This is a genomic window from Deltaproteobacteria bacterium, from assembly GCA_019308925.1.
Lineage (GTDB): Bacteria > Desulfobacterota > B13-G15 > B13-G15 > RBG-16-54-18 > JAFDHG01.
Genome location: JAFDHG010000071.1, coordinates 1 through 15,922, shown reverse-complemented (window position 1 = coordinate 15,922; position 15,922 = coordinate 1). Strand labels below are relative to the sequence as shown.

The following is a 15,922-nucleotide window of genomic DNA, read 5'->3' as shown; positions in this document are numbered from 1 at the left end:
ACGATGAAGACGGGATCTTTGATATGGATTGCATAGGTCAAGAGGGTCAAACCTCCTAGAAGGCTGAGGTACCAAAAGTAGATGGGGATGACGCTTTTTCCCTTCTTCTCCGAGGCAACCAACTAGATCAGGAACCTCATAAAAAAGCAGATCTGACCCCCAAAATGAGGAGATGACCCTTCTTTTTAGACCAATAGAATCTTCTCTCTTTTGGGTTATTAACCATAAAGGCTGCCCCCATGAGGCCGCCAAGACGGGGCCTGAGGGAGAGAAAGCCCTAGAGGCCTTAAGTCTGGGAAATGAGGCAGACTCCCAGGCAAACGATTAATACTCTCAACATCCTAATAAACGAAAGGTGTTCTAGGAGCTTACCTCTTGTCATATTATGGAAAAGATCATTGCTCTTAATCTAACTATTTGAAGACACTAACCTATACCTTTTCTAAATTCTTTTCAATCCCTTTAATTTACTACCAAACATGTTCAGGACGATATGTCCTTTGATTATCTTGGCATTGGCGAGGTAAGGATATGTTGATGGCTAGACCTTTTTAAGTCTATCACGACTCCTAAAAAGGCACTGAAGGGGTTTAAGGGGAAGGGCGACAGGCCTGCCCAACGGAGACGGTAGGGAGGCGAGGTGAGGGAGGCCCTGATCAATGCCTTTAACTCCCAGAGGGAATAAAAACGGGCGTGGTTATAGATGCTTTGCCTAAATTTACCTCTTATCCTTCTGAAAATGGACAAAGGAGAAAGGGCGTTCAACACCCCCAAAAAGACCCGCTCCCGCGTGACCCGGAAGGCCTCCTTTAATGTTAAAAAGGGGTCCTCAACGAACTCCAAGGTGGTGACCAAGATCAGCATGTCAAAGCTCTTATCCTTGAAGGGGAGCTCCTCCGCCCTGGCGTGCAAAAGAGGGGGTCCTTTATCCAGCTTTTTCCTGGCCTTCTCCAGCATGTATGGAGAGGGATCTACCCCCACTACCCGCATGCCCTGTCGCTGGAGGAAGAGGAGGAGATTTCCTGTGCCACAACCCACATCCAAGAGCATCTTTTCCCCCTGGGGCCTGAGTAGACGAAGTATCAGTTCCTTCTCAGATAGATCGTAACGAGCCCCTTCCTTTGTTCCATACCAGCGATCGTAGCCCTCAGCCACTTCTCGGTCGAATAATTCATTCACTGCCCCGGTCCCCACATCCAGTCTTCGTAGAATCTCCCCATGACATGGTGCGGGTCATTTCTCTGCACTTCTTCCTTGCGGAAGGAATATTTGTAGCTGTGGATATAGGCCGTGATCACCTCATAGGCCTGATTGATCTTTCTGATCATCTCTTCACAATAGGCCTCCTCCTGCTGGCAATGATCAGGGTGGTATCTCTTGCTCAATCCCCGGTAGGCCTTTTTAATCTCCTCCGAGGAGGCCTCTTCTTCCAACTCTAAAACCTTTCTGGCGGCATCGATCTTTTCAAAAGTAATCCTCTTCATTTCTCTATCTCCGGGGTGTTTCATACAACAATGCTTCCTCTTTTTCTTTCTCTGATGTATTTATTGTATAACTGCCTGTCTGGGTAACCTTCAAAGATTTCCTTTATCATAGATTAGGGCTTCGGACAAGGGCCAAAAATGCCTTTGACAAGGAGGGGTGCTTTTAGTATAAAGGCTAAAGGGAGACCAAAAGATGGAGAAGGTCCTCAAACTAATCCAGGAGGATCTGCAAAAAGTTGAGGAGGAGGTTAAGAACCGGTTCGTCTCTCAGGTCCCCCTCATCACCACGGTGGCGGAAGACCTGATCTCACGCGGCGGCAAGAGGTTTCGCCCTGCCCTCCTTTTGCTCTCCGCCAGACTCTGCGGCTATAAGGGCAGAGACCATATCCCCTTGGCCGTGGTCATCGAGTTCATCCACACCGCCACCCTCCTCCATGACGATGTGATTGATAACGCCGAGGTCAGGAGGGGGAGCGCCTCAGCCAACACACTCTGGGGAAATGAGGCCAGTGTCTTGGTGGGGGATTTCCTCTTCTCCAAGTCGTTTGCTATGATGGTGGAAATAGGTTACTTACGCATCCTGCAAACCTTGGCCTCGGCCACCACCGCCCTGGCAGAAGGGGAGACCATGGAGCTGGTGAAGACGGCTGACCTCTCTATAACAGAGGAAGAAAATCTGGAGTTGATCATCAACAAGACAGCCGTCCTGATATCCGCCGCAACCCGTATAGGGGCCATTTTAGGAAAGAAACCGCTGGAGATCGAAGAGACCATGGCCCACTATGGGCTCCAGGTGGGGATCGCCTTCCAGCTGGTGGACGATTGTCTGGATTATGTTGGCGAGAAGGAGGCCCTGGGGAAGGAGACAGGCAGTGATCTTAAGGAGGGGAAGATCACCTTGCCCCTCATTTATGCCTTAAAAAAATGCACCCCTGAGGAGAAAAAGGAGATCCAAGAGATCGTCTTGAGCGATGAGCTTCCCCCTGATGGCCTGCAGAGGGCACTTTCTTTTATTGATAAGTATAACGGCATCGACTACACCTTCGCCAAGGCCCAGCAATATATAGATGGGGGTAAAGAGAAGTTATGGAGTCTGCCTCCCTCTCCAGAGAGGGATGCCCTCTTCGAGATGGCCGATTATGTGGTCAGAAGGAGGATTTAAATCATCTGACCCCATTTCCGTTCTTTAATCCCCCTGATAACCCTTTCGGGTTATCCCCTGGAGGTACTCCTCGACTACCTTGTACGGATCAAGGCCCAAGATCTTGGCATAGGCCCCCAAAAAACCCTTTAGGTATACCGGGGCAGGGAAGGCGTGGATATCTTCTTCTTCGATGGATCTCAAGTTGTCCTTGCCTATTTTTGTCTCCATTGCCACCACATCTAGTCCCAAAGAGAGGTACTCGCGAATTTTACGCAAACTTTCTCCTGAAAATGTCACTTCTTTACTACCCATGATCTCCCTTATTTCCTCCGGGCCGAGGCGTCGATGGGGAACAATTGGAGTTGAAGGAGGAATGGCCACTTTTCCTCCTTCTCCTCTTAACATGAGGTCATATTCCCTTCGGCTCCGCGGGTTGCTCAACACCCGATAGGCCTCCTCCACCTTGGTGAGGATATCCTTCACCTCTTCCGGGGTGAAGAGGGCGTATATCCCAGGGGAGCTGGGACTATAGGTGGTCTTTAGATTCTCGTATGCAATACGTATCTCCTCATCCGTGGCCTGAGGACTGACCTCAAGGATTTCATAGTAATTCTGTTCCTTACAAGGTCTTAGCGCAGAGACCACCCTAATTCCCCTCCGTCTATTAATTTAGAGGTGATGTCTCTGATACATCTAGCTGCATCAGAGGCTGGGTGATTTAAGAGAAGGGGGTGTCCCCTTTGGGTGGAGAAATAGACGTTATTGTCGAACAAGATGTAGCCCAAGTAGCTGAGTTCAATGCCAAAGTATTTTCGGCATGCGCTCTTGACGGAGAACCCAAGCTCAGCCTCCCTGCGGTTTCTCACCTGATTGACGATCAATTGTGGCCGAAACCGCATGATCTCTTCCTTTAATAATTTTCCCATCTCCTTATCCTGCTCTTCCACCCGCGTGAGAAGATCAAAGGGGGTCCTTATTCCCTGGGGGTTACCCCGGTCCATGGCCAACTCGATGACCTTTTTGACCTCATATTGAGAGGACAATTTCCTCAACTTGCGAAAAACCCCCCCCCTCAGGAACCTATAAGCATTCTCCAGGGAGGTAGGCTCAGGGGTGATGAGAAAGATCCCCCTCTCTGAGATGAGGAAGAAGTCAAGGACATGGTAGGATGCACCTGCCCCTAGATCAAGGATGACGTAGTCGGCGTCCAGGGAACGTATGTGGCGTATGACCCTCTGTTTTTGGGTATACTTAGGGTTGCTTATCGTCACGATATCGAGGGATCCGGTGATCAATTTGAGATGAGGTACCTCTGTCTCCATAAGGACATCCTCGATGCTTCTTACTTTTTTCCTAATAAAGTCATCTAGAGTGATGGTAGGGTAGGTGATACCCAAGAGGGTGTGGAGGTTTGCGCCCCCCAAATCGGCGTCTACTAATATCACCTCTTTGCCCCGCTCGCAGAGGGCTATCCCAAGATTGATGGCCACAAAGCTCTTACCAACCCCCCCCTTCCCTCCTCCTATTGCCCAAATGTTCTTTCCCCTCTTGTCCTCATTCATGGTCAATCATAAACCCTCATGGGGGCTTACCCTCACCCCCACCAATGAAAATACAGGATTCTAGGATTCAAGGGTTCAAGTAATTTGTTTTTCACTGGAATCCTAGACCCCTGTAACCCTTGAACCCTTCCTTTACCCAGGGGTTTCAGGGGGCGCAGCCCCCTCACGTAGAGCCCGAAAATAGCAACAGGTCGAAAAACTTGCAGGCTCAATTTTGCCGTGAATGATTTTCACGGTGATATCTCTACATCCCCACCCCGTCGATGGGGGTGCCACAGTGAGGGCACTTACCTTCCTTAATTTTATTTTCCAATATCTGGAATCCCCAGCGGCGGATGAGCACGTTATTGCAATTGTAGCAATAGGTGTTCTCTCCCTCTTCTCCGGGGATGTTGCCTGAGTAAACATATCGCAAACCCTCTTGCAGGCCGATCTCCCTGGCCCTCTTGATGATCCCTGGTGGAGTCCTTGGCTTGTCCAGCATCTTATAAGTGGGGTAAAAGGCGGTGACGTGCCAGGGGATCTCTGGGGAGACTGAGAGGATGAAGCGGGCGATCTCCCGCAATTCCCCCTCTGAGTCGTTCATGGTGGGTATGATCAGGGTGGTGGTCTCCACCCAAATCCCCAGTTCTTTCATCTTCTTGATGTCCTCCAGCACGGGTTTCAACTTCGCGCTACATACCTTTCGATAAAACTCCTCAGAGAAGGATTTGAGATCTACATTGGCCCCATCTAGATAGGGGGCGATCATCTCCAGGGCCTCTGAGGTCATAAAGCCATTGCTGACGAAGTTGTTTTTTATTCCCCTTTTTTGGGCGATCTTGGCCGTATCGTAGGCGTACTCAAAAAAGATGGTGGGCTCGGTATAGGTGTAAGCAATACTGGCACAGTTGTATTTGATGGCCAAGGAGACGATCTCCTCACATGATACTTTGTCGCCGGAGATCGTCCCCTCCTCTATGGGCATCTGAGAGATATCGTGATTCTGACAGTGGAGGCAGCGGAAGTTACACCCCACTGTAGCTATGGAAAAGGCGCTGCTTCCCGGCAAGAAGTGAAAGAGGGGTTTTTTCTCAATGGGGTCCACGTTGGCCGAGATGGGCCTTTCATAGACCAGGGAGTAGAGGGTCCCTCCTCTGTTCTCCCGGACATAACAAAGCCCCCTTTTCCCATCGGCAATGGTGCAGCGATGATGGCACAAATGGCAGCGGACCTTCCCCCCTGATAACTTCTCATAGAGGTAAGCCTCTTTCATTTTTATCCCCTTTGGACAAGATACTATCATATCCAGCGATGATTATCCACAAGAAGATCTTCCTGGATCTGTTTCCTCTTTTCGCCTTGCAAATCCACTGATATTGCCTTAATCTGAAGTAAGAGGAGGCAAAATGGGGAAAAGGGGATTTGATGATCTGGTAAATATCATGGCCCGGCTGAGGGGGGAGGGTGGATGCCCATGGGACCGCCGCCAGACCAAGGATAGCCTCAAGCCCTTCCTCATCGAGGAGACTTACGAGGTCTTGGAGGCCTTGGACACGGGTGATGACAAAGGGCTCCAGGAGGAACTAGGGGATCTTCTCTTCCACATCATCTTCATGGCTAGGATCGCCCAAGAAGAGGGTCCTTTCGACATCTATGATGTGATCCAAGGGGTGGCCGAAAAGATGATCCGTCGGCACCCTCATGTCTTTGGTAGATCCCAGGTCTCTGATCCCCAAGAGGTAGAGGCGAATTGGGCGAAACTGAAGGCCAAAGAGAAACCGAGCAGATCCTTGATGGAGGGTATCCCCCGATACCTCCCCTCCCTTATGAGGGCCTACCGGCTGACGCAGAGGGCCTCTAAGGTGGGTTTCGATTGGAAGGGTAGGGATCAGGTCTGGAAGAAACTGGAGGAGGAATTAAGGGAGTTTAAGGAGGCCTTGCGAGAGGGGAAGGAAGAAAAGCTAAGGAATGAATTTGGGGATGTCCTCTTTACCATGGTAAATCTGGCCAGGTTCATCAATGTAGACCCCGAAGATTCCTTAAGGAAGGCCACGGATAGGTTTGCGAAAAGGTTTAAATACATAGAGAAGAGATTAAAAGAAGAGGGCAAGGGACCTCATGAGGTGTCTCTGCCCGAGATGGATGCCCTTTGGGAGGAGAGCAAGGCAGAGGAGGGGGGATAGCCCCTATGGCAAGGAGGAAGGGAAGACTCTACTTGGTCTCCACCCCGATAGGTAACCTGGAGGATATTACCCTCCGGGCCATCAAGGTCTTGCGCAGGGTGGATTTGATCGCCGCCGAGGATACCAGGAGGGCGAAGAGGCTCCTGGGGCGTTATCGGATAAGGGCTTCTCTCACCAGTCTTTTCGAGCACAATGAGCCGAGCAAGAAGGAGGTCTTGGTAAAGAGACTTGTTAATGGCGAAGAGATAGCCTTGATCTCCGATGCAGGCACCCCTGGGATCTCCGACCCTGGTTTTCGCCTGGTTCAGCGGGCCATCGAGGAGGGGATAGAGGTGATCCCCATCCCCGGGCCCTCTGCCCTCATTGCGGCCCTTGCCGTATCCGGGCTTCCCACCGACTCCTTTCACTTCTTTGGATTTCTCCCTCCTAAAGGAGCCAAGAGGAAGAGGAGGATAGAGGAGATAAAGGAATTGCGGGGGACCATCATCCTCTACGAAGCCCCCCATCGCCTCCTGCACACCCTGGGGGATCTAAGAGATATTTGTGGGGATCGGCAGATTGTTGTGGCCAGGGAGCTGACTAAATTATATGAGGAGGTGATCAGGGGGAGGATAGCCGAGGTCATAGATGGATTAGAGCAGAGGCAAATCAGGGGTGAGATTACCTTGCTGGTGGCCGGAAGGGGGAGGGGTGGTTAAGGGGAGGGGGAAAGGAAGGGCAGTATTTGCCTTCGTCCTTATGGGGTTGGGCGCCCTCCTGGCACAAATCATCCTGCTCCGAGAGCTCATGGTAGTCTTCTCTGGCAATGAGCTCTCGACAGGGGTGATGTTATCGGCCTGGCTCCTCTGGACGGCTGTGGGGAGTGCCGTCTTGGGAGTGTTCTCCGATCGCATCAAGGGGAAATTCTCCTTCTTTGCCCTGGTCCAGTTGGTCCTCGCCTCCCTCCTCCCTGCCAGTTTGCTGCTGGCCCGTTATCTGCGCCCCCTGCTGGGGGTCCCTGTGGGGGAGATCGCCTCCTTGCCGCAGATGGTTATGGGTATCTTTTTCCTCCTTGTCCCCTTTTGTCTGTTCTCGGGTTTCCTCTTTTCCCTGGGGTGCAGCCTCCTCGGAGAGATCCTCGGAAAAGAGGCGAGGTCAGTAGGGGTGGTCTATGCCTACGAGGCCTTGGGGGCGGGGATAGGAGGGGTGGCCTTCAGCTATCTTCTTGTCCATTTTCTAAATCCCTGGCAGGTTGTCCTGCTTACGGCTGCCCTTTTGTCTTTCTCCTCCCTCCTCCTCGGTCGGACACTGAGGCCCTTGGCCATCCTGTGGATATGCCTCCTCCTTGGTACCCTGACCTTTTATGGAGAGAGGGTTAACCTCATCTCCAAGGGGTGGGGGTGGAGGGGGTATAACGTGATCGCCAGCAAGGACACCATCTATGGCAATATCACTGTGATCAACGATGGCCCCCAGGTGAGCTTCTTTGAGAACGGGGTATGGAACTTCACCTATCCCGATCCCCTGACGGCCGAAGAAGCGGTCCACTTCGCCCTGTTGGAGCATCCAGGGCCGAAGGAGGTCCTATTGATCGGTGGAGGGGTCGGCGGTCTGGTGAGAGAGGTCTTAAAGCACCCCTCTGTCCGTCGCTTGGATTACGTGGAATTGGACCCACAGCTGATCAAGATGGGGAGGAGATATCTCCCCCCTGATGCCACCTCGCCCCTGGATGACCCACGGGTACAGATCATTTACACTGATGGGCGGAGGTTTGTCCAAAGAGGGGAGAGGGGTTATGATGTGATCATCTTAAATCTGCCCGATCCGACCACCGCCCAGCTCAACCGTTGCTACACACGGGAGTTCTTCGCCGAGGTGAAGGAGGCCCTCCATAAGGGGGGGATCTTTTACCTCTCGGTCAGCTCCTCGGAGAATGTCATCGGCCATACCTTGGCCCAGTTCTTGAGCTCGATCTATTGGACCATGAGGGAGATCTTCCCCGAGGTCATAGTCCTCCCAGGCCCTGCGGCCAGGTTTTTGGGGACGGGGACAAAGGGAGTCCTAATCCCAGATCCTAGGATCCTGGTCCAGCGGGCATGCCTTAGGAACTTAAGACTCCGCTATGTCCGCGAATATTACATCCTGTTCAACCTTTCCCCTGAGAGGGTCCGCTATCTCCAATCCATCTTGGAGCGTGGAAGAGGATCGGGGATAAATAAGGACCTACACCCCATTTGTTATTTTTACGATATCGTCCTCTGGAGTGCCCAATATACCCCTCTGTTAAAGAGGTGGTTCTTGCGGATGTTGGGCATGAGGGTGGAGTGGATATTTTATCTATTCGCCATCATTACCCTTGCCCTCTTATGGAGGGGGAGGAGACCCTCTTCCTCTGCCCCCCTGTTATGGGCCGTCTCGGTCACGGGGTTTTCGGAGATCGCCTTAGAGGTCATCCTCATCCTCGCCTTTCAGATCATCTACGGCTATCTCTATTATAAGATAGGGATAATCATCACCGCCTACATGATCGGACTTGCCCTGGGGGGGTGGATGATAACCGCTGGCATGAAAAGGATCAAAAGGCCCCTGCGCTCTCTGCTCATGGTCCAGGCTGGGGTGGCCATTTATGCCCTTGGTGTACTTCTGCTCATCCTGGGCCTCCACCAAGGGGTCTTTCCCACCCCCCTTTCCCGCCTGATGGAGGTGATCTTCCCCTTCCTGACACTGCTGGCTGGATTTCTCGGTGGTGTCCACTTCCCCTTGGCCAACAAGATCTATCTGGGGGAGGGGAGCGAGATCGGAAGGATAGGGGGCCTGATAAACGGCGTCGATCTCCTGGGCTCTGCCGCGGGGGCCCTGGTCATCAGCGTCATCCTATTGCCTATCCTGGGTATAGAAAAGGCCATCTACGTGGTCATTGCCTTGAACCTCTCCGCCATCTTGGTTTTGGGGGTGAATATCCTACGGGGAAGGGAAAGGGTGATGGTAGATTGATGGTGGGTATGATGCTATAATAGCAAAGGCATAAGTGTTTAAGGAGAAGAGATGGCCCCAAAAGGTGCCAAATTGGAGGGATTAGAGAAGCATTATGAAGATTTGATCGATGTCGCCCGCCTATTAAGCCGATCCCTTGACAAAGACATAATCATCAGAAGGGCCCTGGAACACGTAAATGAAAGGTTGGGCAAGAGGGCCAGGTATGCTGTTTTAGAAGATGGAAGGTTGATGATCAAGTATTGGATTGGGGACTATAAAGAGGATCTTCATACCTCCAAGAAGATCGTCAAAAGGAGCATCGTGTGGGAGGTATTTGAAGAGGGGAGGGCCTTGAACCTTACAGACCCTTCCCAGACCAACGGTTACGAACATACCCTGAAAGAGAGGGTGAAGATCAAGGCGGTGGTTCCCCTGAAATATGTAGATGCCAGGACGCAACAGGAGGTGAAATTTGGGGTGCTGGTGGTCGATTCAGGCAGGGAGCAAACCCCTATCGCAGAGGAGGAATTTGATTACCTCCTGATCATGGCCGATCTGATAGGAGAGACGGTGGGGAAGGCGGAGCTGGTAAATGAGCTCATCCGTTCGTACGAAGATCGGGAGGAGATAGTCAAATCCATGGCCCATTTTCTGCGCAACAGGTTTATGGTCATCGGTGGGTTCGCCCGCAGATTGCACAAGAAGGCCAACAAGAATGAGACAAAGGGGTATGCCGAGATAATATTTAAGGGGATAGGAGAAATGGAGACATGCCTTCAGGACCTGGAGGAGATGTGGAAGGAAGAAAAGGAGAGGCAGGAAGAGGTGAGGAGGTGGAAAGATGAGTACGGTAAAATATAACCCCTTCTTCATCCCCATTGCCGTGTTGACCATCCTCTTGCTGGCTGGTTGCGCCCCGGTGATCTCTAGGGAGGTGTTAAAGGAAGTCGATAAGGGTGTCAGCTTTGAACAATTGTCGGAAGAACCAGAGGCCTATAAGGGGAGGACCTTGCTTTTGGGAGGTGACGTCATCGAGACCCAAAACCTCCCTGACAAGACCCTGATCTTCGTCTTACAGCGCCCCCTCGGCTTTCGAGGGAGGCCCGCAGCAGGGGATGTATCAAAGGGGAGATTTATTGTTACTGTCCCCGGGTTCCTCGATCCGGCCATCTACAGCCACGGGAGGAAGGTCACCGTGGCGGGTACCGTGGTGGGAAAAGAGGTGCGCCCATTAGGTGAGATAGATTATACTTATCTCATCGTTGAGAAGAGGGAACTTTATCTCTGGCCAGAAGAGAAATCTTCCTCTGCAGAACCCCGGGTACATTTCGGTGTGGGGGTGGTTTTTTAGAGGATTCAAGGGTTCAAAGTTTTTTACCGAAATCCTCAAACGCTAACTGAGGTGTTTAGGAGGCGCAATGATGAGGCTTCTAGTTATAGTGATGGCCCTTGTCTTTTTATCCGGCTGCGTCCACACCATCTCCAGAGACGTCCTGAAAGAGGTGGATAAGGAGATCACTTTCTCAGAACTGAGCAAGGACCCCAACGCCCATAAGGGTAAGGTAGTCCTGCTAGGAGGAGTTATCGTCAAGACGGTGAACAAAAAGGAGGGGACCCTGCTAGAAGTCTATCAGACCAAGTTGGATCGTGAGGGCAGACCTATTCAGACCGATATCTCCGAGGGCCGCTTTTTGGCCCTCTATAAGGGCCTTCTCGAGGGTGAGATCTACCAAAAGGGGAGAAAGGTGACCATCGCCGGGGTGGTGCAGGGGGAGAAGGTCCTGCCGCTGGGTGAAATAGAATATCACTACCCCTATATCTTGATCGAAGAGATCCATCTGTGGGAGAAAGAACAGCCTCGTACGTATGAACCATACCCTTGGGGTCTTTGGGATCCCTGGTGGTATCCTTGGTGGTACCCCTGGTACGACCCCTGTTAGGCCATTTCTTTAGAATATCAAAAGGTTAGCGCTTGCCCAATTGAGTTACTTATTTACAAATGGACGTCCCCACAATTTCTCCCTTTATGCTGACAGCTTCTTAAGCGCCTCCTCATAGGCCTCAAGGGTGTGCCGGTCGAAGAGTACAAAGCGCACCAACTCTATCTCCTGATGATCCTTAAGGTAGTCTATCACCGTCTGGAGGGCAATAGGGGCGGCCTCCTCTATGGGATAGCCATAGGCCCCGGTGCTGATGGAGGGAAAGGCGATGCTCTTTAAACCATTTTGACTGGCTACCTCCAGGCTCCTGCAATAGGCGCTGGCTAGAAGCTCCGCTGCCCGCGCTCCCTCCCGATGGTAGACAGGCCCTACCGTATGGATGACATGCCTGGCCTTCAGGCGATACCCTTTGGTAATCTTGGCGTCTCCTGTCTTGCACCCTCCCAGGGTCCGGCATTCCTCCAACAGTTTTGGCCCTGCTGCGCGATGGATGGCCCCGTCCACACCACCCCCTCCCAGCAGGGTGGGGTTGGCGGCGTTGACGATGGCGTCGGTTGTCTGTTGGGTGATGTCCCCCTGAACTATTTCTAAGGTCGCTTTATCGATCTTGATCTGCATGGCTACCTCCTCTCTCCTTTCCATGGAAATGCTCCCAGACCTTCTGGGCAAGGGGGCGGTTTATACCTGGCACCCTGGCCAGCTCCGCTGTAGAGGCCCTTTTTACCCCTTCCAGCCCCCCCAGTTGTTCCAAGAGGGTTCGTTTTCTGTTCTCTCCTATTCCGGGTATCTCATCGAGAATTGATTTCAGCCCCTCCTTTCTGCGTAATCGCTTATGGTAAGTAATGGCGAAGCGGTGGGCCTCGCCCCTGATCCGCTGCAGGAGCAACGAAGAAGGGGATGAGCCCCGCAGGGCGATGGGTTCTTTCCTGTTGGGGAGGAAGACCTTTTCTTTCTCCCCTGGCCTTCTCTTCTTGGCCAGGCCCAGGGCTTCCACGTCCTCTATCTTCAATTCCTTTAGGACCTCCAGGGCGACATTCAACTGTCCTTTGCCTCCATCGATGAGGATCAAATCGGGGAGATCTCCCTCTTCTTTTCCACGGCGAAACCTGCGCAGCAGGACCTCATAGGTCATTGCATAATCGTCTATCCCCTTCACGGCCTTTATTCGGTACCTGCGATAGCGGGCCTTGGCAGGCTCCCCATCCTCAAAGACCACCATGGAGCCCACAGCCAACCCCCCTCCCAGGTTGGAGATGTCAAACCCCTCAATCCTGTGGGGTATCTGGCTGAGGTGAAACCTCTCTTTCATCTCCTGGAGGACCCCCTCACCCCGGAGCTGGCCTATGAGTTTTCCCTGGGCGTTCTCCAGGGCCATCTGGAGGAGGTCGTAACTCTTCTGCCCCTTCCGTGGATGGCGGATCTTTATCCCCTTTTTACCTCTCTCTCCCAGTATCTCCTCCAGGAGGGGGGCGTCCTCTAGGGGCGCTGCTATGAGGATCTCCTGGGGGATGAACTTCCCTTCCTGGTAGAACTGGCGCAGGAAGGAGGATAAGATCTCCTGATCGGGGAGCCCCGAATCTCTTATGGTGAAGAACTTTCCCCCCAGGAGCCTCCCCCCGCGGATGAAGAGGACCTGGATTCCCACCCTTCCCCCTTGGCACCAGAGGGCGATTGCATCCCGATGGGAGATGTCCTGGGAGACCACCTTTTGCTTCTCAATAATCCGTTCCAGGTAGGCAAGGCGGTCCCTGGTCCTGGCCGCCTCTTCGAAGTTCAGGGTCTGTGCCTCTTTCTTCATCCTGCGGCGCAACTCCCCTGCAAGATGGTGGCTCTTCCCCTCCAGGAAGAGACGGACCTGTTGTACGATCCGGCCGTACTCCTCCTCGTCCACCTCATGACAACAGGGGGCCAGACACCTCTTCATCTGGAAGTTGAGGCAGGGGCGGCTGCGGTGGGCGAATTGTGAGGGGCTGCAGCTGCGCAATGGAAAGACATTGTGAATGGCCTTCATGGTCTCGCGCACTGAAGTAGCTGATGGGAACGGGCCAAAGTAGAGGGAGCCATCCTGCTTGGTCTTTCTCACCACAGAGAGCCTGGGGAATCTCTCCTGCACGCTGAGCCTGAGGCAGGGATATCTCTTGTCATCCCTGAGCTTGACATTGTAGCGGGGGCGGTGTTCCTTGATAAGGGTGTCCTCCAGGATAAAGGCCTCTTTGTCTGTCTGGGTGGCGATGTGGTCAATCTCCGCGACCCGTGAGAGCATCACTGAGGTCTTTGTGTCCCTTTCCCTCCCCTGAAAGTAGGTCCTCACCCTCTTGCGCAGGTCCTTGGCCTTGCCTATATAGAGGATACTTCCCTTCGGATCCTTGAAGATATAGACCCCAGGGGCCTGGGGTAGAGACTCAACTTGAGTGCTCAGATCCATCTCCTCCAATTTCTATTCATCCAAGGGTATATCCCTGGTGATGGCGGCCTCCTGGAGGCGCTGAATGCGGTCTCGGAGTTGTGCTGCCCGCTCGAACTCCAGCCTCTCGGCCGCCTGCCTCATCTCCTTTTTTAGTCTCTTGATGGCCTGGGGGATCTCCCTGGGGGAGAGGTACCCCTCTTCCTCCTCCCTCACGACGGGGACAGTGTAGTAGTCGGCCTCATAGACGGAGGTAAGGACATCGTGGATCGACTTCTTGATGGTTTCAGGGGTGATGCCGTGAATTTTATTGAACTCCTCCTGGATCCTCCGCCTCCTAGTGGTCTCCTCTATGGCCAAGGCCATAGAGGGGGTGATCCCCTCGGCGTACATCAGGACCTTCCCTGCCACGTTCCTGGCCGCCCTTCCACAGGTCTGGATCAGGGCCCTCTCAGAGCGCAGAAACCCCTCCCGGTCGGCATCGAGGATGGCCACCAGCGACACCTCGGGGATGTCAAGCCCCTCCCGCAGGAGGTTGATCCCCACCAGGCAATCAAACTTCCCCAGCCTCAGGTCCCTGATGATCTCCACCCGCTCCAGGGTATCGATCTCCGAGTGGAGGTATTTCACCCTTACCCCGAGCTCAGCGTAGTACTCTGTCAGGTCCTCGGCCATCCGTTTCGTCAGCGTGGTGACCAGGATCCTATCCCCCATCTCGACCCGCTCCCTGATCTCCCCCAGGAGGTCGTCCACCTGGTTGTGCGCAGGCCGCACCTCGATGCCCGGGTCCATCAATCCCGTGGGCCTGATGATCTGCTCCACCACCCCCCCGTCGCTCTTTGCCACTTCATACGTACCCGGGGTAGCGGAGACGGAGATGACCTGGTTGACCCTCTCCTCAAACTCCTCGAAGGTGAGGGGGCGGTTGTCCAGGGCCGAGGGAAGACGGAATCCATACCCCACCAGGATCTCCTTGCGGGAGCGGTCCCCGTGGTACATCCCCCCCAACTGGGGGATGGTGACGTGGGATTCATCGATCATGATCAGGGCGTTCTGTGGAAGGTAGTCGAGCAGCGTTGGGGGAGGCTCCCCTGGCTGGCGGCCGGTGAGGTGCCGGGAGTAATTCTCGATCCCCTTGCAGTAGCCGATCTCCTGGAGCATCTCCAGGTCGAACATGGTCCTCTGCTCCAACCTCTGGGCCTCCAAAAGTTTCCCCTGGGCCCTGAGTTCTGCTAGCCGCCCCCTCAGCTCCTCCTTGATCCCCTCGATGGCCAGCCGCATCCTCTCCCTTGTGGTCACATAGTGGCTCCCTGGGTAGATGGCGATCTTCTCCAGGGAGGAGATGACCCTGCCCCGCAGGGGATCGATCTCGTAGATTCCGTCGACCACCTCATCGAAGAGCTCCACCCGGATGGCCTTGGCCTCCTCATAGGGGGGGAAGATCTCAACCACATCACCCCGCACCCGGAAGGTCCCCCGGTGGAAGTCGATGTCATTGCGCTCATAGTGGATCTCCACCAGCTTGGAGAGGATATCCCCCCTCTTTATCCTCTTTCCCCTCTCCAGGTAGAGGAGCAGACCATAATAGGCCTCAGGGGAGCCCAGGCCATAGATGCAGGAGACGCTGGCCACGATGATCACGTCGTTGCGCTCCAGCAGCGAGCGGGTGGCCGAGTGGCGCATCTTGTCGATCTCGTCGTTGATGGAGGTATCCTTCTCTATATAGGTGTCGGTGCTGGGGATGTAGGCCTCGGGCTGATAGTAGTCATAGTAGCTGACGAAGAACTCCACGGCGTTCTCAGGGAAGAGCTCACGAAACTCCATGTAGAGCTGGGCGGCCAGGGTCTTGTTGTGGGAGATGACTAGGGTGGGCCTCTGTACCTGCTCTATGGCGTTGGCCATGGTGAAGGTCTTTCCCGAACCGGTAACCCCCAACAGGACCTGATGCCTTGCCCCCTCCAGGACCCCCTGGACCAGCTTCTCTATGGCCTGGGGTTGATCACCCTTGGGTTGGAAGGGCGATACCAATCTAAAACGACTCATCGTTTTATCCCAGCTTGTGATTGTGGGGTTAAGACCAACAAATCTTAAAAGTTTTTTATTATTTTAGCACAAAACTGTTTGGATATTAAGGAGCCCGCTTTATTAGCAGGATAAGGGTATCTTTTGGTAGGAAATTATTGCCTTTCGCTCAAAGGGGCGGAGCTGGCACCAGGGTTTATCGTACCCGCCAGATCGTCCCTTTGGGGGTGTCCTCCAGGGAGATCC

General features: G+C 53.4%; 15 protein-coding genes and 1 pseudogene. 7 read left to right on the top strand and 9 right to left on the bottom strand.

The features are described 5' to 3' along the window. From JRI46_10760 to JRI46_10750, 3 genes and pseudogenes are all read right to left on the bottom strand, one after another. Window positions 1-140: pseudogene (locus JRI46_10760) on the bottom strand (lipid-A-disaccharide synthase N-terminal domain-containing protein). Window positions 141-504: 364 nt separating this feature from the next. Continuing rightward, entirely contained in the window at window positions 505-1,179 is a 675-nt protein-coding gene (locus tag JRI46_10755) for a methyltransferase domain-containing protein (protein ID MBW2040050.1), read from the bottom strand. After that, on the bottom strand, window positions 1,176-1,484 hold the full coding sequence (locus JRI46_10750) for a J domain-containing protein (protein MBW2040049.1): 309 nt from the start codon (window positions 1,482-1,484) through the stop codon (window positions 1,176-1,178). The genes JRI46_10755 and JRI46_10750 overlap by 4 nt, the downstream gene beginning before the upstream one ends. A gap of 193 nt (window positions 1,485-1,677) precedes the next feature. Here JRI46_10750 and JRI46_10745 point away from each other — a divergent pair, with 193 nt between their 5' ends. Beyond that, a complete protein-coding gene (locus tag JRI46_10745) occupies window positions 1,678-2,646 on the top strand; it encodes a polyprenyl synthetase family protein (GenBank protein ID MBW2040048.1) in 969 nt (322 codons plus the stop codon). Window positions 2,647-2,670: 24 nt separating this feature from the next. Here JRI46_10745 and JRI46_10740 read toward each other — a convergent pair whose 3' ends face one another. The 3 genes from JRI46_10740 to amrS all read right to left on the bottom strand — a co-directional run bounded on the left by JRI46_10740 (window position 2,671) and on the right by amrS (window position 5,445). Next, complete coding sequence (locus JRI46_10740; GenBank protein MBW2040047.1) at window positions 2,671-3,273, bottom strand: helix-turn-helix domain-containing protein; 603 nt, start codon at window positions 3,271-3,273, stop codon at window positions 2,671-2,673. Continuing rightward, window positions 3,258-4,196: a P-loop NTPase gene (locus JRI46_10735; protein ID MBW2040046.1), complete on the bottom strand. Its 939-nt coding sequence runs from the start codon at window positions 4,194-4,196 to the stop codon at window positions 3,258-3,260. The genes JRI46_10740 and JRI46_10735 overlap by 16 nt, the downstream gene beginning before the upstream one ends. 238 nt (window positions 4,197-4,434) lie before the next feature. Continuing rightward, window positions 4,435-5,445: an AmmeMemoRadiSam system radical SAM enzyme gene (amrS, locus tag JRI46_10730; protein ID MBW2040045.1), complete on the bottom strand. Its 1,011-nt coding sequence runs from the start codon at window positions 5,443-5,445 to the stop codon at window positions 4,435-4,437. Between the two features lie 133 nt (window positions 5,446-5,578). Here amrS and mazG point away from each other — a divergent pair, with 133 nt between their 5' ends. The 6 genes from mazG to JRI46_10700 all read left to right on the top strand — a co-directional run bounded on the left by mazG (window position 5,579) and on the right by JRI46_10700 (window position 11,250). Continuing rightward, complete coding sequence (mazG, locus tag JRI46_10725) at window positions 5,579-6,355, top strand: nucleoside triphosphate pyrophosphohydrolase (GenBank protein ID MBW2040044.1); 777 nt, start codon at window positions 5,579-5,581, stop codon at window positions 6,353-6,355. A gap of 5 nt (window positions 6,356-6,360) precedes the next feature. Continuing rightward, window positions 6,361-7,053, top strand: a complete 693-nt coding sequence (rsmI, locus tag JRI46_10720; GenBank protein MBW2040043.1) for a 16S rRNA (cytidine(1402)-2'-O)-methyltransferase — start codon at window positions 6,361-6,363, stop codon at window positions 7,051-7,053. After that, window positions 7,046-9,328 (top strand): hypothetical protein, encoded by a 2,283-nt coding sequence (locus JRI46_10715; protein MBW2040042.1) that lies wholly within the window; start codon window positions 7,046-7,048, stop codon window positions 9,326-9,328. The genes rsmI and JRI46_10715 overlap by 8 nt, the downstream gene beginning before the upstream one ends. Window positions 9,329-9,379: 51 nt before the next feature. Beyond that, on the top strand, window positions 9,380-10,171 hold the full coding sequence (locus JRI46_10710; protein ID MBW2040041.1) for a GAF domain-containing protein: 792 nt from the start codon (window positions 9,380-9,382) through the stop codon (window positions 10,169-10,171). After that, window positions 10,152-10,661, top strand: a complete 510-nt coding sequence (locus JRI46_10705) for a Slp family lipoprotein (protein ID MBW2040040.1) — start codon at window positions 10,152-10,154, stop codon at window positions 10,659-10,661. The genes JRI46_10710 and JRI46_10705 overlap by 20 nt, the downstream gene beginning before the upstream one ends. Before the next feature lie 67 nt (window positions 10,662-10,728). Next, a complete protein-coding gene (locus JRI46_10700; GenBank protein MBW2040039.1) occupies window positions 10,729-11,250 on the top strand; it encodes a Slp family lipoprotein in 522 nt (173 codons plus the stop codon). Window positions 11,251-11,334: 84 nt separating this feature from the next. On the opposite strand, the gene JRI46_10695 is transcribed toward JRI46_10700, so the two are convergent. The 3 genes from JRI46_10695 to uvrB are packed head-to-tail and all read right to left on the bottom strand — an operon-like array spanning window position 11,335 to window position 15,697. Further along, entirely contained in the window at window positions 11,335-11,868 is a 534-nt protein-coding gene (locus JRI46_10695; GenBank protein ID MBW2040038.1) for an O-acetyl-ADP-ribose deacetylase, read from the bottom strand. Further along, window positions 11,849-13,675 carry an excinuclease ABC subunit UvrC gene (gene uvrC / locus JRI46_10690; GenBank protein MBW2040037.1) on the bottom strand — a complete coding sequence of 609 codons (1,827 nt, stop codon included), beginning with the start codon at window positions 13,673-13,675 and terminating at the stop codon, window positions 11,849-11,851. The genes JRI46_10695 and uvrC overlap by 20 nt, the downstream gene beginning before the upstream one ends. A 12-nt stretch (window positions 13,676-13,687) precedes the next feature. Then, the gene (gene uvrB / locus JRI46_10685) at window positions 13,688-15,697 is read right to left on the bottom strand and encodes an excinuclease ABC subunit UvrB (protein ID MBW2040036.1); all 2,010 of its coding nucleotides are present in this window, start codon (window positions 15,695-15,697) and stop codon (window positions 13,688-13,690) included. Between the last annotated feature and the right edge of the window lie 225 nt (window positions 15,698-15,922).

What these genes read in the sequence shown, in the direction of transcription:
- JRI46_10700 (MBW2040039.1), top strand. Translation starts at nt 10,729, where the DNA reads ATGATGAGGCTTCTAGTTATAGTGATGGCCCTTGTCTTTTTATCCGGC.
- JRI46_10745 (MBW2040048.1), top strand. Translation starts at nt 1,678, where the DNA reads ATGGAGAAGGTCCTCAAACTAATCCAGGAGGATCTGCAAAAAGTTGAG.
- mazG (MBW2040044.1), top strand. Translation starts at nt 5,579, where the DNA reads ATGGGGAAAAGGGGATTTGATGATCTGGTAAATATCATGGCCCGGCTG.
- uvrC (MBW2040037.1), bottom strand. Translation starts at nt 13,675, where the DNA reads ATGGATCTGAGCACTCAAGTTGAGTCTCTACCCCAGGCCCCTGGGGTC.
- uvrB (MBW2040036.1), bottom strand. Translation starts at nt 15,697, where the DNA reads ATGAGTCGTTTTAGATTGGTATCGCCCTTCCAACCCAAGGGTGATCAA.
- amrS (MBW2040045.1), bottom strand. Translation starts at nt 5,445, where the DNA reads ATGAAAGAGGCTTACCTCTATGAGAAGTTATCAGGGGGGAAGGTCCGC.
- rsmI (MBW2040043.1), top strand. Translation starts at nt 6,361, where the DNA reads ATGGCAAGGAGGAAGGGAAGACTCTACTTGGTCTCCACCCCGATAGGT.
- JRI46_10705 (MBW2040040.1), top strand. Translation starts at nt 10,152, where the DNA reads ATGAGTACGGTAAAATATAACCCCTTCTTCATCCCCATTGCCGTGTTG.
- JRI46_10695 (MBW2040038.1), bottom strand. Translation starts at nt 11,868, where the DNA reads ATGCAGATCAAGATCGATAAAGCGACCTTAGAAATAGTTCAGGGGGAC.
- JRI46_10710 (MBW2040041.1), top strand. Translation starts at nt 9,380, where the DNA reads ATGGCCCCAAAAGGTGCCAAATTGGAGGGATTAGAGAAGCATTATGAA.
- JRI46_10750 (MBW2040049.1), bottom strand. Translation starts at nt 1,484, where the DNA reads ATGAAGAGGATTACTTTTGAAAAGATCGATGCCGCCAGAAAGGTTTTA.